14 protein-coding genes and 2 pseudogenes are annotated in these 24,570 nt (G+C 42.0%); 12 read left to right on the forward strand and 4 right to left on the reverse strand.

The genetic code is table 11. From position 1 onward, the window contains the following. The 6 genes from QZ574_RS12855 to QZ574_RS12880 form a co-directional block, all read left to right on the forward strand. On the forward strand, nt 1-262 hold a 262-nt coding region (locus QZ574_RS12855), incomplete at its 5' end, for a GDP-mannose 4,6-dehydratase (RefSeq protein WP_297090095.1). Between the two features lie 332 nt (nt 263-594). Beyond that, nucleotides 595-969: a four helix bundle protein gene (locus QZ574_RS12860; protein WP_297090098.1), complete on the forward strand. Its 375-nt coding sequence runs from the start codon at nt 595-597 to the stop codon at nt 967-969. A 181-nt stretch (nt 970-1,150) separates the two neighbouring features. Then, nucleotides 1,151-2,323 carry a GDP-L-fucose synthase gene (locus QZ574_RS12865; protein WP_297090100.1) on the forward strand — a complete coding sequence of 391 codons (1,173 nt, stop codon included), beginning with the start codon at nt 1,151-1,153 and terminating at the stop codon, nt 2,321-2,323. Nucleotides 2,324-2,692: 369 nt separating this feature from the next. Beyond that, the gene (locus QZ574_RS12870; RefSeq protein ID WP_297090102.1) at nt 2,693-5,587 is read left to right on the forward strand and encodes a bifunctional fucokinase/fucose-1-phosphate guanylyltransferase; all 2,895 of its coding nucleotides are present in this window, start codon (nt 2,693-2,695) and stop codon (nt 5,585-5,587) included. Between the two features lie 106 nt (nt 5,588-5,693). Then, the gene (locus QZ574_RS12875) at nt 5,694-6,146 is read left to right on the forward strand and encodes a YhcH/YjgK/YiaL family protein (RefSeq protein ID WP_297090104.1); all 453 of its coding nucleotides are present in this window, start codon (nt 5,694-5,696) and stop codon (nt 6,144-6,146) included. Between the two features lie 209 nt (nt 6,147-6,355). Further along, entirely contained in the window at nt 6,356-7,825 is a 1,470-nt protein-coding gene (locus QZ574_RS12880) for a capsule assembly Wzi family protein (RefSeq protein WP_297090106.1), read from the forward strand. A gap of 86 nt (nt 7,826-7,911) precedes the next feature. Here the strand turns inward: QZ574_RS12880 and QZ574_RS12885 are convergent, their stop codons facing one another. Beyond that, nucleotides 7,912-13,704, reverse strand: coding sequence for a leucine-rich repeat protein (locus QZ574_RS12885; protein ID WP_297090108.1), 5,793 nt, complete (start codon nt 13,702-13,704; stop codon nt 7,912-7,914). Nucleotides 13,705-13,866: 162 nt separating this feature from the next. Continuing rightward, complete coding sequence (locus tag QZ574_RS12890) at nt 13,867-16,005, reverse strand: REJ domain-containing protein (RefSeq protein WP_297090110.1); 2,139 nt, start codon at nt 16,003-16,005, stop codon at nt 13,867-13,869. 298 nt (nt 16,006-16,303) lie between these two features. Between QZ574_RS12890 and QZ574_RS12895 the strand changes: the two genes are divergently transcribed. The 3 genes and pseudogenes from QZ574_RS12895 to QZ574_RS19465 all read left to right on the forward strand — a co-directional run. Next, nucleotides 16,304-17,389 (forward strand): MraY family glycosyltransferase, encoded by a 1,086-nt coding sequence (locus QZ574_RS12895; RefSeq protein ID WP_297090112.1) that lies wholly within the window; start codon nt 16,304-16,306, stop codon nt 17,387-17,389. Nucleotides 17,390-17,585: 196 nt separating this feature from the next. Then, a pseudogene (locus tag QZ574_RS19460) lies at nt 17,586-18,809 on the forward strand (malic enzyme-like NAD(P)-binding protein); the annotation flags it as partial. Nucleotides 18,810-18,884: 75 nt separating this feature from the next. After that, a pseudogene (locus tag QZ574_RS19465) lies at nt 18,885-19,871 on the forward strand (phosphate acyltransferase); the annotation flags it as partial. Nucleotides 19,872-19,941: 70 nt separating this feature from the next. Here the strand turns inward: QZ574_RS19465 and QZ574_RS12905 are convergent. Continuing rightward, entirely contained in the window at nt 19,942-20,532 is a 591-nt protein-coding gene (locus QZ574_RS12905) for a hypothetical protein (RefSeq protein ID WP_297090116.1), read from the reverse strand. Between the two features lie 171 nt (nt 20,533-20,703). Here QZ574_RS12905 and recR point away from each other — a divergent pair, with 171 nt between their 5' ends. The 3 genes from recR (at nt 20,704) to QZ574_RS12920 (ending at nt 23,982) form a co-directional block, all read left to right on the forward strand. After that, on the forward strand, nt 20,704-21,324 hold the full coding sequence (gene recR / locus QZ574_RS12910) for a recombination mediator RecR (RefSeq protein WP_297090118.1): 621 nt from the start codon (nt 20,704-20,706) through the stop codon (nt 21,322-21,324). 143 nt (nt 21,325-21,467) lie between these two features. Further along, nucleotides 21,468-23,423, forward strand: coding sequence for a glycosyltransferase (locus QZ574_RS12915; protein WP_297090120.1), 1,956 nt, complete (start codon nt 21,468-21,470; stop codon nt 23,421-23,423). Nucleotides 23,424-23,439: 16 nt separating this feature from the next. Continuing rightward, the gene (locus QZ574_RS12920; RefSeq protein ID WP_297090122.1) at nt 23,440-23,982 is read left to right on the forward strand and encodes a GNAT family N-acetyltransferase; all 543 of its coding nucleotides are present in this window, start codon (nt 23,440-23,442) and stop codon (nt 23,980-23,982) included. On the opposite strand, the gene QZ574_RS12925 is transcribed toward QZ574_RS12920, so the two are convergent. Then, on the reverse strand, nt 23,979-24,464 hold the full coding sequence (locus QZ574_RS12925) for a type I restriction enzyme HsdR N-terminal domain-containing protein (RefSeq protein ID WP_297090125.1): 486 nt from the start codon (nt 24,462-24,464) through the stop codon (nt 23,979-23,981). The genes QZ574_RS12920 and QZ574_RS12925 overlap by 4 nt on opposite strands. Between the last annotated feature and the right edge of the window lie 106 nt (nt 24,465-24,570).

Raw genomic sequence — 24,570 nt, forward strand, 5'->3', positions numbered from 1 at the left:
GGGGGAAGAATCCCTGGAAGCCATAAAAAAACGGGTGGCCAACCGTGAAATGGTGGTAGCTGTTGATCCGGCCTACTTCCGGCCTACCGAAGTGGACCTGCTGATTGGTGATCCGACAAAATCGAAAACCATTCTGGGCTGGGAACCTAAATACGACCTGGCAGGCCTGGTGGAAGACATGATGCAAAGCGATGTTAAACTGATGAAAAAAGACTGCTACCTTAAAGATGGCAGCTATCAGACCTTGAATTATTTTGAGTAAGAGAGGAAGAATGAGAGGGCGATGAGGTGAAGAGGAAGAACAAGAGGGCAATGAGCTGATGAGGAAGAATGAGAGGGCGATGAGGCAAGGGGGCCAGGCGAGAAGTAAAGAAAAGCTGGGACAGCGAAGATCTTGGAAAACTAAACCACTATGCACTGGAAGTACATAGGTTTAGGAATGAATGAAATTCAACCTAGAGAAGAGAAGGATATCAGTATAAAGCTGGGAGTAGAGAGAGAAGAAAAACACGATAGGTTTTCTCAATACTCAAATCTTTGTACTCAAATCAACATTAACTAGAAAATAAAAGAAACCTATAATTTACAATAATCATGGAAATCATTCGATCTCACCGGGAGCTAAAAGTGTATCTGTTGTCTTTTGAGGCAGGAATGGAAATTTTTCATCTGTCCAAATCATTTCCAAAAGAAGAAAGGTATTCACTCACCGACCAAATCAGGAGGTCGTCGCGATCTGTCTCCGCAAATATCTCAGAGGCCTACAGGAAGCGGCGCTACCCAAAATCGTTTGTTGCAAAACTGAGTGACTCGGAAGGCGAAGCTGCTGAAACCCAAAGCTGGCTCGACTATGCGCTGGCCTGTGCGTACATCAACAAAAAGGAGCACAAGCTTTTAGACGACAAATACGACCATATTCTTTCAATGATCGTGAACATGATAAACAATCCTGGCAAATGGTCACTATAATCACTTATACTTCTACTCAGCACACCATGGCCCCTGCATCTTATGGCCAAGTCCCCCTACCGCCCACTCACCCCTTCACCCACTCGCCATTTCGCCCACTCGCCCCTTCTCCACTTCGCCTTCACCCACTCACCCCACAACTAACACACGCTTCTTCAACAATTCATAAACAATAAACAACATGAACAAACAAAGTAAAATATACATAGCAGGTCACCGCGGACTGGTAGGCTCTGCCATCTGGAAAAACCTGACCGAAAAAGGTTACACCAACTTAATCGGGAAAACCCGTGCTGAGCTGAACCTCCTGGATCAGCAGGCAGTAGCAGCTTTTTTCGAAAGCGAAAAACCGGAATACGTATTTCTGGCAGCAGCAAAAGTTGGCGGTATTGTAGCCAATAACACCTACCGTGGCGAGTTTATCTTCGAAAACCTGATGATTCAGAACAACATTATTCACAATGCCTGGAAACAGGGTGTAAAAAAACTGTTGTTTTTGGGCAGTACCTGTATTTACCCAAAAGAAGCGCCACAACCGATGCCTGAAGATTGTTTGCTGACAGCGCCGCTGGAATACACCAACGAACCCTATGCCATTGCCAAAATTGCCGGCATAAAACTCTGCGAGAGCTATAACCTGCAGTACGGCACCAATTTTATTTCGGTGATGCCGACCAACCTCTATGGCCCCAATGATAATTTCGATCTGGAGAAAAGCCATGTGTTACCGGCACTTATCCGCAAAATACATCTGGGCAAATGCCTGGAAGAAAACAACTGGGAGGCCATTCGCAGCGACCTTGCCAAACGACCCATTGAAGGTGTAGATGGTTCTGCTACGAAAGAGGAAATACTTTCAATCCTTGAAAAATACGGTTTGAACGCGTCTCCCCTGGCGAAGAGCCTGTCCCGGCAAAAAGAAACGTACACCGGGAAGGAAAGCGGGGGATTGACAAATGAAGTAAAAGTTGAAATCTGGGGCACAGGCGCACCAAAACGCGAATTCCTGTGGAGCGAAGAAATGGCTGATGCCTGCGTTTATATTATGGAAAAAGTGGATTTTAAAGATGTTTCGTTCCCGCCGGAGAAGGCAGAAAAGGGAGGAGCAGCCGGCGAAATACGCAATACCCACATTAACATTGGCACCGGAAAAGACATTTCGATAAAACAAGTAGCGGAGGCCATAAAAGCTGCCGTTGGTTTTAAGGGAGAACTGTATTTCAACACCTCGAAACCCGATGGCACCATGCGCAAACTAACCGATGTAAGCAAACTACATACCTTGGGCTGGCAACATAAAATAGAAATTGAGGAAGGTGTACAGCTGATGTACAACTGGTACCTGAACGCTTAAAGCCGCAATCCTCCGTCCGCTGCCGCGCGAATCCTTTCCTGCAGACCACGCGAAAGGATTCGCGCGGCAGCCAGGGGAGGACGATTCGTGCTGCCCGCAGCCTTTACAATATTTCGTGTAATTCGTGTAATTCGTGTAATTCGTGGACAAAAAACAAACAAGCAATTTAACCATTCAACAGTTTATCAATTTAGCAGTTTATCAATTTCACAATTTAGCAGTTTATCAATTTATCAATTTATCAATTTCACAATTTAGCAATTTATCAGTTTAGCAATTTAGCAGTTTATCAATCCATCAATTCAACCAATAAAAAAGAAAAACAATCAAGGTCGAATTAACCCGCAGCTTTAGCTAAAACTTCTATCTTTGAAGCTCAATACAACAACAAACATGAAACATCTTATATCGGTCCCGCCACGTGTTGTGCCACATTTTCATTCTATTGCCGAACTTAGTAAAGAGGAGTGGTTTGTATCTGCTGATCCGGAGAATAAAAAAGTAGGCTCCGGTGGTGGCACAGCGCATTTACTGGCTGAATCGTACAAACAATCGGGCGAAGAAACAGCATTTAACGACTGGCTGGAGCAGGATAAAAAAGTGATCATCCATGCCGGAGGGCAAAGCCGCCGTTTACCGGCTTATGCGCCTTTGGGAAAAAGCCTGATTCCCATGCCTGTTTTTCGCTGGTCGCGCGGACAGGTATTAAACCAACGCCTTGTCCACCTGCAAACGCCACTATTCGACCGCTTAATGGAACAGGCTCCCGCCAGTGCCAATACCCTTGTTGCCAGTGGCGACACGCTGATTTTTGGCGGTAAAAACCTGCCCGAGATCCCGGATGCCGATGTAGTTTGTTTTGGCCTGTGGCTCGAACCTGAGAAAGCTACTAATCACGGCGTATTTTTTGCCCGGCACGAAACACCCGGCGAGCTGGCCTTTATGCTGCAAAAACCACCCATCTCAAAAATAAGTGAACTGATACACGACTATTATTTCCTGATGGACATTGGCATTTGGATGTTAAGTGCGCGGGCCGTAAAACTGCTGATGAAAAATTGCGGCTGGACGGGCACTGGTTTTAAACAGCAAACACCATCGTTTTACGATATGTACAGCCAGTTTGGAACAGCACTCGGAAAAATGCCTTCAGAAGATAATGAGGAAATAAGCGCCTTAAGCGTTGCCCTGGTTAATCTTGAGGAAGGCGAATTCCATCACCTGGGAAATACTTCCGAACTGGTAAGCAGCAACCTGGCCATTCAGAACAGAATAAATAACCAGCGCGAAATATGGCATAAAAACATAAAACCCCACCAGTCTATTTTTGTGCTGAACTCGAAAATTACCAATAATTTTACTCCTGCCAATAAAAATATATGGGTAGAAAACTCATCCATCCCCGACACCTGGCAGTTCGGGCAAAACCATGCCTTTACCGGTATTCCCGACAATAACTGGCACTTGCAACCCGAACCCGGCAACTGTCTGGATATTATCCCGCTGGAAACGGGCAAAAAGGTGATTCGTCCTTATGGCTTTTACGATGCATTTCGGGGGACTCGGAACGATAACGACACACTTTTTATGGGGGTTCCGCTGTCCGACTGGTTAAAAAAACGCAAGCTCGAAAATGTGTTTGACGAACTTCCCGAATCTACCGATATATTTAACCTGCCGCTGTTTCCGGTACTCAGGGAAGAAGCATTAAGCAAGGCCTTTCTGGAGTGGTTATGGTTTAAATCGCCGGAAGAAAATCCGGAGTTTACAAAACGGTGGAAGGAAACTGAACGGATGAGTTGCGAGGCGATAAGCAACCAATGTTCCATTAACAGTGCCGAAGAAGAACGCTATGCCCGGCAGCTGACCAATTATCCCGGACTGGCGGCCAATTATAAAAGTTCGGTGTTTTATCAGCTCGATTTAAAGAAAACAGCCGACGAATTTGTGAAAAACAAACTGGCACTGCCCGGCGAACTGCAGCAGGAAACCAACGACTGGATTCCTTTACACGACCTGATGTTCCGGTCGCAATACCGGCGCTTAACAAACAACGACTGGCAACGTGATGAGAAAGCGGCATTCGCCTACCTGCAACAAAAAATTATCTCCGGCTACCACGAAAAAACCGTAGAGCCGAAAATAAAATTATTACCCGATCAGATTGCCTGGGGCCGCAGTCCTGTACGCCTCGATTTGGCAGGCGGATGGACGGACACCCCACCCTATTGCTTTTTTTACGGGGGAAAAGTAGTAAATATTGCGGTAGAGTTAAACGGTCAGCCCCCTTTGCATTGCTATATAAAAGGTTCAGAAAGTAAAACAATTGTATTGCGCTCTATCGATCTGGGCGCACGTGAAGAATTAACAAGCTTCGACGAAATCCGCTCCTTCGAAAACATACGCTCGCCCTTCTCTATTCCGAAGGCAGCACTGGCACTCTGTGGTTTTCTGCCCGAGTTTGCTACAAAAAAATATGCCAGTCTGGAAGAGCAGCTTTCAGCAATTGGCGGCGGACTGGAATTAACCATACTTTCAGCCGTTCCGAAAGGCTCCGGACTGGGAACCAGTTCTATTCTTGCGGCTACAGTGTTGGGCACACTTGCCGAAGTATGCTGCCTGAACTGGGACAAGCAGGAAATTGGCCAGCGTGCACTGGCTTTAGAGCAGCTGCTCACCACGGGAGGCGGCTGGCAGGATCAGTTTGGCGGCTTGTTTGAAGGGCTAAAACTTCTGGAAACCAAAGCCGGCAAATTGCAGGAACCCCGCTTAAAATGGCTGCCCGAATCGCTGTTTACCGATCCCGTCTATAAAAACCGTATTCTGCTGTATTATACCGGAATTACACGCGTTGCCAAAAACATACTTGGTGAAATTGTACGCGGTATGTTCCTAAACTCCCGCGCGCACCTGGCTTTGCTTGAAGAGCTGAAACAACACGCCGAAAATACCTATAGTACACTGCTGCAAAAAGATTTTAACCGCTTTAGCCAGATGATTGAGCGCAGCTGGCAGCTGAACCAACAACTGGACAGCGGCACCAATCCGGCAGAGATACAGGAACTGGTAAAAAGAATAAGTCCTTACATCCAAAGTCAGAAATTGCTGGGCGCCGGAGGTGGTGGTTTTATGCTGATTCTTGCCCGCGATGAGGAAGCAGCCATAAAGCTTAAGCAGGAATTAAATGAAAACCCGGTGAATCCGCGCGGTCGCTTTGTTGATTATGAAGTTTCGCAGCAAGGGTTTAAGGTTACAAAAAGCTAAAACACGGAATAGCTATTAACGAGAAGAAACTAAAGTAGCAGAGCCTGCTCTGAATTTATTTCAGAAGTTTTAACCATTAACGAAAAAACAAATTTATACACAAAAAATGATTAGCGACACATTAAATAAGGCAGCATTGTACAACACGCTGCACCCACTTTTCAAAAAGAGCTTTGATTTCTTAAGCGGACTTGACCCGGAAATTGAAAACGGATCGTATGAAATTGAGCCTGGTTTAATAGCCCATGTTTCCAGTTACCAAACCGGGCCAACTTTTGAATTCGGCTGGGAAACACATCAAAAATACATCGATATTCAGTATTGTTTGAAAGGTGAAGAACGCATTGAGTGGACTCCCCTTTCGGATGCGCTGGTGCCAAGCATGGAATACGACGAAGAAAAAGACCGAAGGTTTTTCACCGGTGAAGGCCGGCAAACCTACATTGCTCTTAGCAAAAGCGTATTTGCCATTTTCTTCCCAAACGATGCCCACGCACCACAAATTATGTTTGATGAGCCACAAAAAGTAAAAAAAGTGGTCATTAAAGTGCCGGTATAAAAAATGAATAAAAACGTAAGCCTTTATCTTCGAACACAAGAAGATATATCTTTCGATGATGAATGCAAAAGTTAATCCCATGTTAAACACTTGCTCTATTTTAATTAATCTGCCATCAGCCGATAAATAAATTTTTTAATGCCAATACAAGATATTAAATTGCCTTTCGTTAAATAAGAAACCACACGTAATTAACACCACCATTCTGAATGCAAAAAACAAACGTTTTAACATTTCTTTTAATCCTGGTCAGTACTTTTCAGTTAATGGGGCAAAGCTCGTACGATTTAGGTGTGTCCAACTCGGGAATGATGAGTAGTGGTGAAAAACTGCCGCTCTGGCTTTGGGCTAATCGTGATGGAAAAATTGCTAATGATACCTCTTTATTAAACTTATCAGAATTGAGTTTGAGCGGGAAACACAACTTCAATGAAAACACTTTTGTTAGTGGTGGAGTTGGCCTGGCCGGTGGTTTGAGCCCTGCAGGCAACTATTTCCAAACCAACACCATTTATGCCGGAATATCTATTCGCGACTGGGAACTTCTTGCAGGCAGATATTACGATCCTGTGGAGTTTGAAGGTTTGTCAACAACTAATGGAAATATGGCCCGTAGCCGAAATGCGCGTCCACACCCGCGCATTGGACTACGCATTAATACCTACAAATCATTTCCGTTTTTTCAGTCATTTTTACGTTTTAAAGCCAGCTACGAAGAAGGCCTGCTTGACGATGAGCGCCACGTTGATAAGGCAAGGCTTCACCACAAATCGCTGTATTTTCGTTTTTTGCCATCGGAGCTTACCACTATTGATTTAGGACTCGAACATTTTGTGATGTGGGGAGGCACCTCCTCCAGCGAAAATATTGGACAATTACCTCAAAGCTTTTCAGACTATCTGCGTTATATTACCGGAAAAAGCGGTTCGGAAAACTTTCTTGAAACCGACCAAATAAATGTTGCAGGCAACCAATACGGTACCTGGCAAATTAAAGTGTCCCGTACTTTCGAAGATTTTGTACTCCAACTTAACATCAGTCACCCTTTTGAAGATATGTCGGGATTACGCTTTGAAAATTACCCGGATAACCTGATTGGTATTGATTTGAAATTTAAGGAGGAAAACAAACTCATTTCGCATATTTTATATGAATATATTCATACCAGCCAGCAAAGTTTATGGCAAGACTCCACTCATTTGTATGATGAAGGGATCGGACGCTGGCGTGCCTACCATGTTGATAAATATTATACTCATGGGATTTACAAATCGGGAGCTACCTACGAGGGAAAAATGATGGCATCGCCACTGTTTTTCCCGGTAAAAATAGTAGATGGAATAAGCAGAGGACCGGCATCTACCCGGTATATTGCCCATCACCTCGGAATTAAAGGCCAGCTTGCTCCACAATTTCACTGGATGGCAAAAACCACCTTTATTACACACAAGGGTAATTATTCGGCACCGCTTGATCCTGAGCATCGGCAAACTTCATTGCTGTTGCAACTAGCCTACCATCCGCAAAACATTCCATTACAACTAAAGGCTGTTTTTGCCGGAGATTTTGGCAATACTATTGAAAACATGACGGCCTTTGAGTTAAGCATTAGTTATTACTTGCGAAAAGAAAACAGCAAACACCATTCAAAAGGCCCTCATCTTCCTTTTGCCAGGTAAATTCAAAGGGGCTTTTCGCTGTTTTTCCGTTTGATTATTGCGGTAAAAACCAATAAAAAAGCAGCCCTTCCGAGCTGCTTTCGAGTTTATTTATTGTAAACGATTTTCTTGTTATACATTTTTTCATTGATGTGTATTCGCAGGTAATAAATTCCTGAGCTTACGGAACCTCCGCCATCAGCTGTTCCTGTCCATTGCATTTTATGGTTTCCACGGCTCATTTGCTGTTCTTCGCATAAACGATGAATACACTGCCCCATTTGGTTCATTACCAGCACCTCTACCTTACTGTCGCTTGCCAAATCAATACGAAGTGTAACTGCATCATTAAACGGATTTGGATAACAATTAACCGCAACCATTTCTGCTAATTCGTTAGCCCCCATTTCAAGCAGGTTCATCGATAATAAGGCCGATTCATGTTTTACAAATACCGGCTCGCCAGCCACCAGCTCCGGTTCTATGTTGATTTCATGCTGCACACCGGCCTGCCATAACCTGAAATTATAGGTGTTGCCCTCGTTAAATCCGGTCATCCCACTTCCGTCGGATGAGGACGCTGACAGGGCCACCATCTGTTTCTCCAAATGCTCAGGTAGTAAGGTTACTGCACCAACACAGTCCTCGCCATCAAAAACAGCCAGTTCATCGCCGGCAGCCATTATTTCGGTGCCAAGGTGTACAAAATTAAAGTTCATGTGGTCCACTCCGTTGCCATTGTATACCACATTAAAGTGTTGTGGCTTAACAGGTGCTTTACTTGTAGTGCTTGATTTCGGATAGTTCTCGTAAATCCATAAAGTATCGGGAGCACTCACTTTTACTTTAAACCCTCTTCCTGCCCAAAAATTCCCGATAAAATTTTGCCAGCCGCCAAACATCCCCAAATCTTCAATTGAGTTCCCCTGCTGATCCTGTACTTTTAACAGGCTTCCATTATCAATTAATTGCTGTACAATGTCCATTCCGTCCACAATATTCATGCTCGGAAAACCAATGATGTTCCAGCCACTGCTTAACACAATACCGTATGGATAATTCACCAACTGTCCGCTTAAATACAAACTATCATATTCAGCAACTTTTACTTTATAGCCCTCGGCGGGGTGCAGGTTGCCAATGGCATTAATCCAGCCGCCAAAAGTACCATGGTCCTCAAGTGAAGCTCCGGTCTCGTCCTGCATTTTTATTAGCATACCGGTATTGATAAGATCTGAAAATACAAATTCAAGATCAGAAGAATCGGGCACTACCGGTGAGGAGAAGATGTTCCAACCGGGGTAAAAATCAGTTACAAAATTTACCTCACTATTTGCCAATAAGGCTACATAAGCGGTACCTCCCTGAATAAACGGACTGCAGCTAGTAGCAATGGCTTCGGAAGTATAGCACTGGGCATAAACACCCGAAAATTCTTTGGTATCGCTGCATCGCCATATTTTATATGTAATTTCGTTACCCGGAGTAAAACCACTAGCTGTTCCATCATCTGAGCTGGTAATAATACTCAGAATGTTTTGTCCCTCGATGGTATATTCAAGTTTCCCATAGCCTACACAAAGTTCGCCATCAAATATTCCAATCTGATCCCCCGGTTCAAGGTCTATTCCATCTATCTTTGCGTCTACAATGTATATGTTCATCGCTTCATTGGGATTACCATCCCAAACAAGATCGAAATGTTGCGGACAGGCAATAAATGGTTCAATGTAAATAATGTCGGCAGTAACACATAAGTGGGCATCAACAACCTGAACCGAATGATAGCCTGTGCTGAGTGTTTGATTCGAACTCTGCACCAGTGTACCATCAATCCAAATCTGATAAGGGGCAACTCCCCCCTGCACATTAAGCTCAATATCCGCATCCAGTTCTCTTACATCAATTTCTGTATAGCTAAAAGTAAGCGGCTCAGCCGGAGGTTCAAATGCCAGGCTTGTTTCTCCAAGTAAACAACCATCACTGTTTGAAAGGCTAAACACATAAAAAATATCTGCCTGTGGATCATCGTCAAATTCCAGGTTTCCTATTACCAATTCTGATTCAAATAAATCGCTTGTCCCCTGGTATAGAATAGTATCGTTGTAATGATAGGTGTAGGTGGCCTGATACGAATCGCCGGGTTCACCATCAACCTCAATTAAAGCACTTGCTTTCTGATCGCTAAAACAACTTACATCTATTACTGAAAAATCAGGCATTGGTGAAGTTTCCAGAATAAAACTATCAACTACGATGCAGCCGTTAGCATCTTCTGCAAGAAATTCATATACCCCTTCGCCGTATAGCCAATGATTTGTTTCGGTAGTATAATCGGTGTACAATTCTCCGTTTTTATAAATTGAATACTGGTAGGGTTCAATTCCCCCAATGGTAATTAATGCCAGATTCATTGCGGTATCGCCAGGGCACATAAACGAATATTGGTCGATAATCAATTCCAATGGATCGGGTTGCATAACAACTGCAAAGGATTCTACTTCGTTACCGGCCGCATCCTCCACTAAAATGGAATAAGAACCTGCCTCTAATTGTATGGTTGCATTATTCTGATCATCTTCTAACACCATTGGCACGGAGCCACCTCCAATTAAACTTAGATATACCACATAGGCATTGCTATCATTTTCCGCTTCAGGATTAAAACCTCCTAAACCGTAGCTTCCCCCCAGGCCTCCTGATATCTCCAGGGTAAGGAAACCGAAATCTCCATAACATAAAGCATCATTTGTAAAAACATCCACCTCGAGGGGTAACAGGGAATCAGCTGAGAAATTCGCCTGATACCAAATATCAAGGTTTAAGGTAGTATCGCCACCGTTACGTGTGTTCTGAAAGCCATCTGTCCAGTTTAAGAATTGCAATCCATCAATCTGAGGTGTTGGCAAAATAAAACTTTCAAAATTATTCGACTCAAACGCCGCTCCCCCAATAAAGGTAAGGCTTGTACACATGCTAAGGTCGATACCATTTAATCCTGAATACAAAAAAGCACTGTTCCCGATTGTTTCCAGCAATCCACAGGGGCTTAAATCAACCGAAGGAATTTGGTTACCAAAAAATGCCCGATAGCCAATTTCTGTAAGGCCTGTACATAAACTAAAGTCTACATTTGTTAAACCACAGGTATTTAAAGCATGATCGCTGAGCCTTTCTACCCAGGCCGGAATTTGAACACTATCCGTTTCATGAGCATAAGATATTAGTACGGATTGATCATACATTTCTCCGTTAAATTCATAGAAAAAACCATCAAATGGTTCACGATTTAGTGTTGTAATATGGTTGCCATTAAACACTCCTCCTCCTAAAACAATATTGTATGGAAGTTCTAAACTGCTGAGGTTATTGCCCATAAAAGCCAGGGGGCCAATGTAACTTAAGTTCTGGCAGCGACTAAAATCAATCTGAGACAAGTTATTGTGTTCAAAAGCCGATTCACCAATACTTTCCAAACCTGCTGGCAATTGTACCGAGGTAATACCTTTAAACCGGAATAAGCGATAGCCCAAACCTGTCACCAATTGTCCACAAAGAGAATCCGGAATAAGGATATCAGTGTCTGCATAATCGTACGTACAGTTGGTTATTGTTCCATCAACAATGGTTACATCGTCGCAGGTTAGGGTGTGAGCATCAACAAATACGGCCGTGTAGTCGGTATCAAAAGTTGATGTACTTTCGCCTCCGGCATAGGTGTTTCCGTTGCCATCTACCCAGTGAGAAAAAACCTGATCGGTTTCGCCAACTGCTACGGGCAATATAAATGAGCTAAAATGATTATAGGTAAAGGCATGCTGGCTAATATAAGTTACCGTATTACTTAAAGTAACAGAATATAAACCTGAAGCATACATGGCCGTGTAAGAAATTGTCTTTACCCCTTGTGGAATTACAACATTTCGGTCAACTCCGGCATAACAATCAAGAAAAGTATAATCCAAACTATCTCCGGCATAACCATAAAAGAAGCCGTCAAATGGCTGCCCATTAAATGTTGCGATACGATTGTTATAACCGCGAAAAGCAATGTGCCCAATGTAGGTACTTTCCGGAACAGAAACATCAATCAGGCTATTGCTGGCAAAAGCCACCTGATCGATAAAAGTCAGATTAGCACAATGAGATAAATCAACAGTTTGCAAGCTGTTATTATCAAAAGCCATAAAACCAATACTTTCAATGGTTGACGGAAACTGAACCGAGGTAAGTCCTTTTGCTTTAAATGCATTATCTCCTATTCGGGTTACTGTTTGTCCACATAGCGTGTCCGGAATAATAATATCGGTGTCCGGTAAACTATCCGCAGATGCGGTAATTTCGCCGTTTACAATAGTTACATCATCACATGTAAGTGTATACCCCAAAAGAACGGTATCGCTTGTGCCCACCTTAAATTCGATGGAATCGCCGATAAAACCAACATCGTAAATACTTAATGAAGTGGCAGATCCGTCAGACAATAGCGGCAAGGGATCAGAGCTATCATTTACTAGTGTTCTGCTTTGGTCAGCAGATAAAGCAGCGTCTCCCACATAGCCATTCAGCAGACTTTCAGTTACGCCCGGACGCAAAACATATAACTCATCCGGCGGACCGTTTCTATTACCCGTTGTAACAGAAGTATTTACCCTGTACACCAATAATCCTTCATCATAGGAGCCGTACAGATAAGAATCGTAGCCCTGTTTTTTGCGGTATTCTACCATAAAAAATTCAGTACTTGATTCGGGAACCGGAATTTTATAGCAAGCAAAAGGGTTATCCGCAACAGCAGGAAGTTTGTAAGTTCCGCTTGCTGTAATCTCCGGAATTTCGCTAAACCAGTTCCCGTATTGATATTTCATCCAGGTTAGCATATGTTGTGCATTGTCATTGGCCATGAGATCCCAACCTGCAACAGGATATAAATGGCGGGATTCATCGTTGTAATGGTATAAATCGGGTGCCCCTAGTGTGTGAAACATTTCGTGACACAATACCGACACATCGGTTACATCGCTTAACTGAAAGTTAAATTCCCATACACGAGCTCCGGATATATACACTGTTTTAGAATACAGAGTCCACTTATGCGGCCATAGCAACTCGCTCCAGCCTTCCGTTGCACCCTGAACAATGAAACAAACATTATCTACGTAGCCATCGGCATCGGAGTCGAAGTTGATGCCACTGCTTTCAAGTGTTGGTATAACTTCATTTAAAGCGTTTTCAAGTAAGGTGTGCTCACGTTCTGTGCGATCATTAATATAACCAATCGGGTTGGTCAGCGAATCATAAGGTACATAATAATCACGAACCTGTGCATCCTGGTATGAAACGATAGTGTTTCCACTAGGTGTTGGGTACATTGTTGATACCACATTTAACTGACCACCTGAAACCTCGGAGAAATAGCCATGTAGCGAAGGCTGAGCGCCATTAAACATATCATCATAGGTTGAAAGTTCTTCGGTAAATTCAGCCTGATCAGCAAAACGAATAAAAACAACTATGTTGTTATAATCGCCGGTACTTGGAGCATAAGAAATATCATCAATTGCTGCCGATTTTAGCTGTTCCCTTTCGGGGCGTACAAGTAAACCGGGTTCAATTCCCAGAGTTGCCGGATTAACAGTGCCAACAATATGTGGAGAAGCTACCAGCTCTCCATCAATAATTACAGCATAGGTGTAATAACCGGTTGAACCATTTTTAATGATGGTATAATTATCGGCATCGTGCATCCAGTTAAAAAACTCATCTCCACTGGCAAAGCAGTTAATAACAGCTCCTCCGGGCTGTGTAATTTTTATCGGTACATTTCGTAAAAATGCTGCATTTAAGTTATTCACCAGAACCAGCACAAAAATGAGAAGCAGAGGTAATGCTTTTTTCATAAATAATTTGTTTTAAATGGGTTATCAATTAATATGATTTGCAAATCAGACAGCTGCATTTGGCTATATTTGAAGATCTTACTGATTAACATATTCAAAATTCCAGTTAAATATAAGCAATATATGTTCAAATCAGCTCAAAATTTATAATTTAAACTCGATCTAATTTATTACGAGTTTATGCCTTTCAATCAATTGTCCGCTACTGTTAACTATTAATAGGTATAACCCTTTTGGATATTTGCTTACATCCAATATTGTTTGTTGTTGAATTATTCTTTTATCTAAAACTAATTTACCTGTTGCATCAAACATATAAACCACCATCCTTCCGCCAACGGGCTCTTCAAATTTAACTGTAATCCAATTTTGTGCAGGATTTGGGTAAAACGAGAAACCTTCCAGATTTAATAATTGGACATAGGTTAACACACTAACATTCAACACAAAAACTGTATCTATTGTAAATTCACCATCACTCACCTGTAGTTCAATTTCATAGTCGCCCAGCAGGCTTTCGCTATGGGGTACCGAATCCGTGCTAATTACGGTTGTATGATCATCAATTGCCTCAAAGGTTAGCCATTCGGGCAATCCAGAGACACTTATAGACAAGGTATCGTAACGATCAGGATCGGCGGCCTCAATTAAACCCGAATAACTAATTCCAAGATATGCAGAATCTTTTGGAAGGGTAATCCATTCTGGCGGCTTATTGATGTTTTTAATAGTCAATTGCAGGGTATCCGGGTCTGACCATAATTCTCCGTCGCTCACTTTTAATGTCACAAAAAGTACTGTATCGCTATGAATTTCGTTGGCAACAAAAGTTGGACTTACCGCAAAAACATCATCAAATAGTAAATAATCCGACTCCCATTGAAACCATAAAGTATCGCCTTCCGGATCAAAAGAAGAATTGCCATTTAAAACAACTTCAGCACCTTCGGTTACAATTAAATCAGCACCGGCAGAAGCTACCGGCGGCAAATTGGCATGTACTACATTTATTTCAATTGTATCTGAAAGCGAATAGTCTTCTCCATCATAAACGGTTAAGGAAAATAAAAATAAAGAGTCGGCAAGTAACCAGGGAGCATAAAAAGTAGCATACCTGCTGTTTTGGTTACCTATTTCGCCTCCATTTAAACTTAGCCATTGATAGCTTAATTCGCCCGGCCCCTTATCCGGATCGTAAGAATTACTTCCATCCAAACGAACTTGTTCACCTTCACTTGCAACCGTTTTTGACTGGGCAAGGGCAAAGGGCCGGACATTAACATTTTCAATAGTTACCTGAACGGAATCATAAGCCGACAATTCGGATGAATTCGTGACTTTTAATACCACAAAAAGGGTGGAGTCGGCATTAACCTGAGGTGCAACCAGTTTTGCCACTGCTGAATTACTTTCAATTATATCAATTGTGCCTTCGGTGGTTGACCATTGCCATTTTAGCGCTGAACCATCCGGATCGTATGAATTCCCTCCATCCAAAACAAGCGTGTCTCTTTCGGGAACAACTACCGGGCTGGTTCCTGCATTGGCAACCGGCCCCGAAATAACATTAAAAACGGTAATAATCACCGTATCCGGCTTGGAAAAATTCATGCCATCATTAACAACCAATATTACACGAAATAATGTAGTCTGATTAACCTCGGGTGCAGTAAAAGTTGGAGAAGCAGCAGTTGAACTATGCAAGCCCAGTGTATCTACGTCTATCCAATTAAATAATATTGAATCCTGATTTAAATCATTAGAGTCACTACCATTCAATTGCCCCTGCTCGCCTTCAAATAATTCATAATCAGGTCCGGCATCCGAATTAGGGGTATAATTGTGTATGCCTCTGAGCGACACATAAACAGTAGCTCCAACTTCGAAATTTTGCGCCATAATTTCACTACCATCAGCAGGATTATAAAATTTAACACTATCAATATCAACAAGTTCCTCTTCCGATTTATCCCAAACCACAAATGACATAACATTTCCGCTTGTAAAACCATCTTTTTGCTGTGTATCAACATCGTTGGCACCAGCTACTGCAGCCTGGGTAATGGCATCGAAGGTCTCCTCCAGATTTTTTTCAAGAACAATTGCGCCAACACATAAGTCTCCATCATAAATTCCAATTTCGTCTCCGGCCTCCAGGTTGTTTTGATTAATTTTTACCGCAAGTAAATTAATATTCATAGCACTGGTAAAGTCACCCACCGGATTAAACCGGGTTTGGGCGCTCCCAGGCAAATTGCTCAAAAAAGCGATTACAACAAGCAGAAGGCTTAAGTGTTTCAAAATATTCTGTTTATTTGGTTGAAATTCTTCGGTTTAAATATAAGTTCAAAAAAAGCGAAATAGTAGCATTTGATAAAACTTTTTTAAAAGTATTACTTAAAGTGCAGTAATTTAATCCTAATAAATTGTTACCAATTATAGTAAGCAAATAAACTTTTTGCCCACCATATTCAATAATAATTATATTTGAACTAACCAAAATGCGGATCAAACCACTTCTTATAGCCCACTAGTTAGTAATACTTGGATGTATTTTTACTATGAAACACATTTAAAACATAAAAACAACCAACACGTTATGGAAATTATTTTAATCCTTACCGCACTTATTCTTTCTTTCTCGTTGGTACTTGTAGTAGTTCCTCCGATTATTAGAACAGCCAAAGCCAAACATTTATTTGAACCTTTTGAAGAACGCAAAGTACATACCCAGGTGGTGCCACCCCTTGGAGGGGTTGCCATTTTTATAGGGTTTATTATGAGCTCTATTATTGCTACCGACGGTTTACGTTTTGAATCGTTCAAATATATTATTGCCGGTGTTATCTTGATGTTTTTTATTGGCTTAAAAGATGATTTAATGGTCATTTCGGCCAGAAAAAAATTCGTTGTTCAGATTCTTAGTGCTATTATATTAATTACGCTGGCCGATATACGTTTTACCAACCTTCATGGGATTTTTGGAGAATCCAATATTGGCTACCTCACCAGTTTCTCGATTACTTTGTTTACCATGCTTGCCATAATTAATGCTTTTAACCTTATCGATGGTGTCGATGGCCTTGCCGCGGGTTTGGGCATGCTAGCAGCTTTCGTTTTTGGAGTTTGGTTCTACCTAACACAAAATTTCCATTTATCAGTACTGGCATTTGCACTGTTGGGTAGTTTGGCCGCCTACTTTTTATATAATGTCTTCGGACACCGGAACAAACTTTTTATGGGCGACACAGGATCTCTCATTACCGGCTTGCTCATTTCTGTTTTTGTGATTTACTTTAACGAAATTAATTTAACGACCTCAAAAGAATTTGTTGTTGGAGGGGCTCCTGCAGTTTCTTTTGCCATTATAATTGTTCCTCTTATCGATACTTTACGAGTAATGACTATACGGATTTTACAGCGCCGGTCGCCATTTTCTCCCGACAGAAACCATACGCACCACCGCCTCCTAACGCTGTTACATTCGCACTTAAAAGTTACACTAACAATTGTTGGTGGCAATGTTTTTTTAATAGCTGTTGCTCTTGGAATAAACCACTGGGGGGTAAATGTTAACCTCCAGTTGATTATTGTATTCCTGCTTGGCTGTATCCTTGCAATGATTCCCTCTGTTATTTTAAGATTCAAGGCATCAAGGCAAAAATTCAGACCTGCCAAAGCTTAGTGCGCCAGAAGTACATTTTTATATAAAACTATCGCTTAAATAGAATTCTATAACTAAAACCCATTTTCACAAATTATTTTCACTTGAATTGTTTAGCAGTTTTAATTGCTAAACAACACCTTTATTTCTGACCGATGTACTTTTTTAGGCAGCGCATTTTCTTTACATTTATAAGAAATCATAAAAACATACTGCCATGCCTAAAATTCGCAGAATTGATGCCCTCAATTACCATAAAAAAGAACGTCCCGGAAAAATAGAAGTGGTTCCGACCAAACCACACAATACACAGTACGACCTTTCCCTGGCCTACACTCCGGGAGTGGCGCAACCGTGTCTTGAGATTGAAAAAAATCCGGATAACGCCTATAAATACACCTCTAAAGGCAACCTTGTGGCGGTTATTTCAAATGGTACTGCGGTACTGGGACTGGGAGACATTGGCCCCTTGGCCGGCAAACCGGTTATGGAAGGGAAAGGACTCCTTTTTAAAATATTTGCCGATGTAGATGTTTTTGACATTGAAGTGGACCAGAAAGACCCCGACAAACTGATTGAAGTGGTGAAAGCCATTGCCCCAACATTCGGAGGCATTAACCTGGAGGATATTAAAGCTCCCGAATGCTTTAAAATTGAAGAAACACTCCGAAAGGAATTAAACATCCCCGTTTTTCACGACGACCAGCACGGAACAGCAATTATTTCTGCAGCAGCCTTACTCAATGCACTTGAGCTTAATAAAAAACTTATTGAAGACATTCAGGTTGTGGTGAACGGAGCAGGGGCAGCAGCGGTGTCGTGTGCCAAACTCTATATCAGCATTGGCGTTGAGCCGGAGAATATAATTATGCTCGACAGCAAGGGCGTGTTAAACCGCGAGCGTGACGATTTGAACGAAATAAAACAGCAGTTTGTAACCAGCCGAAAAATAAAAACCCTTGAAGAAGCAATGAAGGGTGCCGATGTTTTTCTCGGACTTTCGGTGGCTGATGTAGTAAGTAAGAAGATGATTAAATCAATGGCCCGCAACCCTATCGTTTTTGCCATGGCCAATCCCAACCCCGAAATATCGTATGAAGATGCCACTGCAGTTCGCGACGATATTATTATGGCAACCGGACGAAGCGACTACCCCAACCAAATAAACAATGTGCTTGGCTTCCCTTTTATTTTCAGGGGAGCTCTTGATGTACGTGCCACCACCATTAACGAAGAAATGAAAATTGCTGCTGCGAAGGCACTGGCAAAACTGGCAAAAGAATATGTTCCGGAAATGGTAGCCAAAGCCTACAACATGAAAAACATTGTTTTTGGCAAAGATTACATTATTCCAAAACCATTAGACCCCCGACTAATTACAACAGTATCGTCGGCGGTAGCCCATGCAGCCATGGAAAGCGGAGTGGCCCGCAAACCCATAAAAAGCTGGGCAGCCTACGAACGCGAGCTCACCGAACGATTAGGAATAGACAACCGGCTAATTATGGCCATTCGAACCAAAGCCAAACAAAACCCCAAACGTATTGTTTTTGCCGAGGCCAATAGTTTCAGAATTTTAAAAGCTGTACAGTTTGTCATCCGCGAAGGAATTGCCCAACCTATTCTATTGGGCAATAAAGAGAAAATTCAGGCACTGATTAAAGAAAACCAGCTTGATATCAGTAACGTCCCCATTATCGACATGTACGATTCGATAAGTGAAGAGAAACGGCATCAGTTTGCTAAAATATTATACGAAAAAAGACATCGAAAAGGAATGACCTACGATGAAGCGGTTGAGAAAATGTATAACCGCGATTATTTTGGTTCCATGATGGTTGAAACGGGCGAAGCAGATGCATTTATTTCGGGATTCTCCAGGAATTACTCTTCTACCATCCGCCCCGCGCTTCAGGTTGTTGGTGTAAAAAAAGAGTTTAACCACATTGCCGGCATGTATATTTTACTTACCAAGCGGGGGCCATTGTTTTTGGCCGACACCACAGTAAACATGAACCCATCGGCACAAACACTTGCTGATACCACATTACTTACTGCCGCCGAAGTTCGTAAATTTAATATCGATCCCCGAATTGCCCTTTTGTCATACTCCAATTTTGGCGCCTACAAAGGTGAAGGAAGTCCGGTGCGGGTTAAAGAGGCGGTTAAAATGCTGCATGAAAAATACCCCGACCTGATGGTTGAAGGAGAAATGCAAGCCAATTATGCCTTAAACGGGAAGCTGCGTTATTCGCGTTATCCGTTTAATAAGCTTGGCGATATTGATGCCAATACGCTGATATTCCCGAATCTTAGCTCCGGAAATATTAGCTACAAAATATTGCAGGCTCTTGGGCCTTATGAAGCCATTGGCCCCATACTTATGGGCATGAACAAACCCATCCATATACTGCAGCGCGACAGCACGGTACGCGAAATTATTAACATGGCGGCCATTGCGGTTATTGATGCACAAGGCACTACTTCTGAAGAAGAGAACTAGTCAATTTTACTCCATAAAAAAATGCCGGAACTGAACTCGTTTCCGGCATTTTTCATCTTATGAAGTTCTGTTAGAATCCTACGCCTATTCCTAAGCTAAAATAGGGTTCCCAATCCTTATACGGCGAATTTTCGTGGTTCAACACATCAAATAATACTTGTGCATTTAACCAGGTATTTTTTGAAATGGGCTGACTATAGCCACCTCCTACGTAAAACATCGGGGCAAGTTTCCGGTCATCACTTCCGTTGGAATAAAACCATTTATAACTCATCAAACTAAACTCGGTATGTGCGTATAAACGCGGAGTTGCCCTAAACCTGCTAAACAAACTGGCGCCGTAATTCGATCCATTTTGCTCAATGGAATATCGGCTGTCGCTAATATATTCGTACGAGACCTGAGTTCCAACAGAAAGTTTTGGCGTTAGTTTGTAGGCAAGCAGGGGCTGTGCTCCAATTACACTGTAATTCCGGCTAAAATTCATGGTAACATAACCGCCGTAATACATTCGGCTTTTGTCTAATTTTGGCTTTGGCAGTTCACTTTCTTCAGTAGCAACATTTTCCTGCGCTGTGGAGGTGGTGGTAGTATCCTGCACCTGTCCAAAGCCAACAGATATTAGCAATATGCCCGCTATTAGTAAAAATGTTTTCTTCATTTTAAATAGTAATTTTATCATTTGATTAAGGTACATAAAATTAGCTTGCAAAAAAATAAGCCCTTCTAAAAATACTGACCGAGCTAAAAAAATGCTTTTCAGTATTGATATTTCAATTTCAACACTATTTTTGTTTTTTAACAATCAGAAAACAATTTTACCAGGTAAAATATGGATCGATATCCGTCGCGACTATTGGAGAATGCTGTTAACGAATTCTCAAAACTTCCGGGAATAGGACGTAAAAGTGCCTTGCGTTTGGTTTTGCATTTGTTACGGCAAGATAAAGAAGAAGTGAACGCCTTTGGGAACAGTTTAATAGAACTTAAAAACGAAATCAAGCATTGTAAAATCTGCCATAATATTTCCGATACCGAAACTTGCCAGATTTGTTCCACTCCTTCCAGAAACGATAGTGTAATTTGTGTTGTGGAGAATATTCGCGATGTTATGTCGGTGGAAAATACGCACCAGTTTAATGGCTTATACCATGTTTTAGGAGGCATTATTTCGCCGATGGATGGTATTGGGCCTGCCGAACTGGAAATTGATTCGCTCGTTGAACGGATTAATTCGGGGAAAGTGCTTGAGGTGATACTCGCCCTGTCGACCACCATGGAAGGCGACACAACAAATTTTTACATTTACCGGAAACTAAAAGACAAGGAGATAAAGATATCGACACTTGCCCGGGGCGTATCAATTGGCGACGAGCTTGAATATACCGATGAAATTACACTTGGCCGTTCATTAATGAACCGTGTACCTTTTGAAAGTTCCCTGGGAAAATAATTTCTGCATCAGAAATCATAAATCTTTTCGTTATAAAAAGGAAACACTACTTTTGGTCAACAAATAAATAACGAAAGTAATTATTTGATTACTGATTTCGGTAAGCCAAAACAAAAGCTACAAAAAAACACCGCGTTTTACAGATGGATATTTCTATAGTAATTGTCAACTACAACGTTAAGCATTTCCTCGAGCAGTGTTTGCATTCGGTGGAAAAGGCTTTAAGAAATATCCGGGGCGAGATTTTTGTGGTGGATAACAACTCGGTTGATGGATCGGCGCACCTGATTCGTGAAAAATTCCCCAAGGTTCGATTTATCCAAAACACGGAGAACGTTGGATTTTCAAAAGCCAATAACCAGGCTATTAATCAATCAAAAGGAGAATATATTTTATTACTGAATCCGGATACGGTTGTAGAAGAAGATACCTTTGAACAGCTTATTGCCTTTATGAACGAGCATAAGGAAGCCGGTGGCTTAGGGGTAAAAATGATTGATGGGAAAGGTGTTTTTCTGCCCGAATCGAAAAGGGGATTACCAACACCGTGGGTGGCTTTTTATAAAATGTTTGGACTATCAAAGCTATTTCCCCAATCGCGAAAATTCGGAAAATACCACCTCTCCTACCTCGACAAAGAAAAAATACAGGAAGTTGATGTACTGGCCGGTGCTTTTATGCTGCTCCGAAAATCGGTGTTGGATAAAACAGGCCTTTTGGATGAAACATTTTTCATGTACGGCGAAGACATCGATCTTTCGTACCGTATACAACTGGCCGGGTATAAAAACTATTATTACCCGCATACAACCATTATTCATTACAAAGGCGAAAGCACCAAAAAAGGTTCGTTAAACTATGTAAAGGTGTTTTACAATGCCATGATTATTTTTGCGCGTAAACATTTTCCGGGTAGCAAAGCCGGAATATTTTCACTGTTTATCCATCTTGCCATTTATTTCAGGGCCTTGCTGTCGGCATCAAAACGTATCCTCACGAAAGTGTACCTCCCACTGCTTGACGCCCTTATCATTTTTGCAGGATTTTGGCTAATCACGCCATTTTGGGAGCAATTTCAGTTTAGCAGCCCGGGCTACTACCCACCCGAATTTATGCAAATTGTTGTTCCGGCTTATATCCTCATCTTTCTGTTAAGCATTTTGTTTTCAGGAGGGTACACTAAACCGCTTAGTTTATTTAAAGTTGGACGTGGTGTGCTATGGGGCCTCATTACTATTCTTTTGGCATACTCGCTGGTTGATGAGCAGTACCGATTCTCGCGGGCTTTAATTTTATTGGGAACAGCCTGGACAGGAACTGTTCTTATGGTAGTACGGCTGATTGGCAGCTGGTTAAAAATAAGCGATTTCAGGTTAAGCAACCAACGTATTCGTAAGATTGCAATTGTTGGCCATTCAAACGAAGCAAAACGTGTGCAACGATTGCTGGAAGAAACCAGGATAAAATCGCAACTGGCCGGTTTTATTGCACTCGACAATACCGACAAAGGCCAAAACTACATGGGTGAACTTTCTCAGCTGGAAGAAATTATCCGAATTAATCGTATTGATGAAATTGTATTTTGTGCCGAAAACATTAGTTCTGCAGCAATAATACGAGCCATGCTCGATTTAAGCCGCCTTGACATTGATTACAAAATTGCACCACCCGAAAGTTCGAGTATAATTGGCAGCAATTCCATTCATACCGCAGGCGATTTGTATGTGGTTAATTTAAATGCCATTTCAAAGGCAGGAAACCGGCGCAAAAAGCGCCTGCTCGATCTAACTGCAGCACTGCTTTTTCTCCTTCTTAGTCCGGTTGGATTATGGTGCTACAGCCAAAAAGTCAATTTTTTTGCTAATATTTTCCGGGTTCTTTTTGGTAACAAAACATGGATTGGGTACACCGCAGATGCCGAAACGGAAAACAATTTACCAAAATTAAAAACGGGCGTATTAACACCTGCCGATATGTTTCCGGAGATTACAATAGACCAGGAAAAAGCCATGCGGCTAAACCGGCTTTATGCCAAAGACTACAACGTCTTTTCCGATATGGAGCTTTTGGCTAAAGCCTGGAAAAAATTAGACAGATAACTCAACAAATTACAGCATGCAAGAACAACTTTCATTTGGTAAAATAAATTTACGCCCGCTTGAACCCGGCGATATTGACCTCCTTTACCAATGGGAAAATAACATGGCGATATGGGAAGTAAGTAATACCAAAACACCTTTCTCAAAGCATATTCTGGCCCAATACCTGCTTGAAGCGACCAAAGATATTTATACCACCAAACAGCTTCGCCTGGTAATCGAAACAAAAGAAAACATTCCGGTTGGCGCCATTGACCTGTTTGATTTTGAACCTTACCACCAACGAGCCGGTGTTGGCATCCTCATTCATAAAAACTCCGACAGAAGACAGGGATATGCCGGCGACGCATTAACAGCCCTTGGCAATTATGCTCTACAGGTGCTTGGTTTACAGCAATTGTATGCCAATATTACTGCCGACAACACCCCGAGTATTCACTTATTTGAGCATGCCGGTTATCAGCAGTGTGGAATTAAAAAGAGCTGGATTAAAACCTATTCAGGCTGGAAAGATGAAATCTTGTTTCAGAAATTTTTGTCCCCCGCCGCCAAAGATTAACTAAAGCCGGTACCATCCACCCGGCAACGTTCGCAAAATTGCGGAATCTCGTGCAAAAACGAATAGTTGTTATTCACATAATCAATTTCGCAGGCAAAGTGTTGTAAGCCGTTTGACACCACTACCCGCTCAACACGCAGCGCCATATTGTAACGTACCACCTGGTCAAAAGTATCCTGTGTAATTTTTACGTTTGGTGCTTTAAATTCGGCAATCAAATGCGGCTGACCATTTCTCAGGTAGATAAGCAAATCGAACCTGCGTTGTTGCTGGTTAACCATTATTTGTTTTTCAACAGCCATCAACGATTCCGGATACTTCTTTTCCTTTATCAGGTATTGAATAAAGTTTTGACGAACCCATTCTTCTGGAGTCAGAATTATATATTTTTTTCGGATCGCATCAAAAATTAAGCGGCGGCCATCTTCCGTTTTGGTTCTGAACGCATATTCGGGCAAATTCAATTTATCCATCCTATTCATAATAACTTATTAACTCAACTTGGCTGGCGAGATCTAAAAATGTACATTTGTGTTCGCCTTAAAACCAAAAGTATTCCTATTTGTTCAAAGGTAGAATATTTCAGCA

It is taken from the genome of uncultured Draconibacterium sp., assembly GCF_913063105.1.
Taxonomy (GTDB): Bacteria; Bacteroidota; Bacteroidia; order Bacteroidales; family Prolixibacteraceae; genus Draconibacterium.

Excerpts from the sequence above, each read along its gene's own strand:
- QZ574_RS12865 (WP_297090100.1), top strand. The coding sequence starts at position 1,151 with ATGAACAAACAAAGTAAAATATACATAGCAGGTCACCGCGGACTGGTA.
- QZ574_RS12925 (WP_297090125.1), bottom strand. The coding sequence starts at position 24,464 with ATGAATAGGATGGATAAATTGAATTTGCCCGAATATGCGTTCAGAACC.
- QZ574_RS12920 (WP_297090122.1), top strand. The coding sequence starts at position 23,440 with ATGCAAGAACAACTTTCATTTGGTAAAATAAATTTACGCCCGCTTGAA.
- QZ574_RS12880 (WP_297090106.1), top strand. The coding sequence starts at position 6,356 with ATGCAAAAAACAAACGTTTTAACATTTCTTTTAATCCTGGTCAGTACT.
- QZ574_RS12895 (WP_297090112.1), top strand. The coding sequence starts at position 16,304 with ATGGAAATTATTTTAATCCTTACCGCACTTATTCTTTCTTTCTCGTTG.
- QZ574_RS12915 (WP_297090120.1), top strand. The coding sequence starts at position 21,468 with ATGGATATTTCTATAGTAATTGTCAACTACAACGTTAAGCATTTCCTC.
- QZ574_RS12885 (WP_297090108.1), bottom strand. The coding sequence starts at position 13,704 with ATGAAAAAAGCATTACCTCTGCTTCTCATTTTTGTGCTGGTTCTGGTG.
- QZ574_RS12875 (WP_297090104.1), top strand. The coding sequence starts at position 5,694 with ATGATTAGCGACACATTAAATAAGGCAGCATTGTACAACACGCTGCAC.
- QZ574_RS12905 (WP_297090116.1), bottom strand. The coding sequence starts at position 20,532 with ATGAAGAAAACATTTTTACTAATAGCGGGCATATTGCTAATATCTGTT.
- QZ574_RS12860 (WP_297090098.1), top strand. The coding sequence starts at position 595 with ATGGAAATCATTCGATCTCACCGGGAGCTAAAAGTGTATCTGTTGTCT.
- recR (WP_297090118.1), top strand. The coding sequence starts at position 20,704 with ATGGATCGATATCCGTCGCGACTATTGGAGAATGCTGTTAACGAATTC.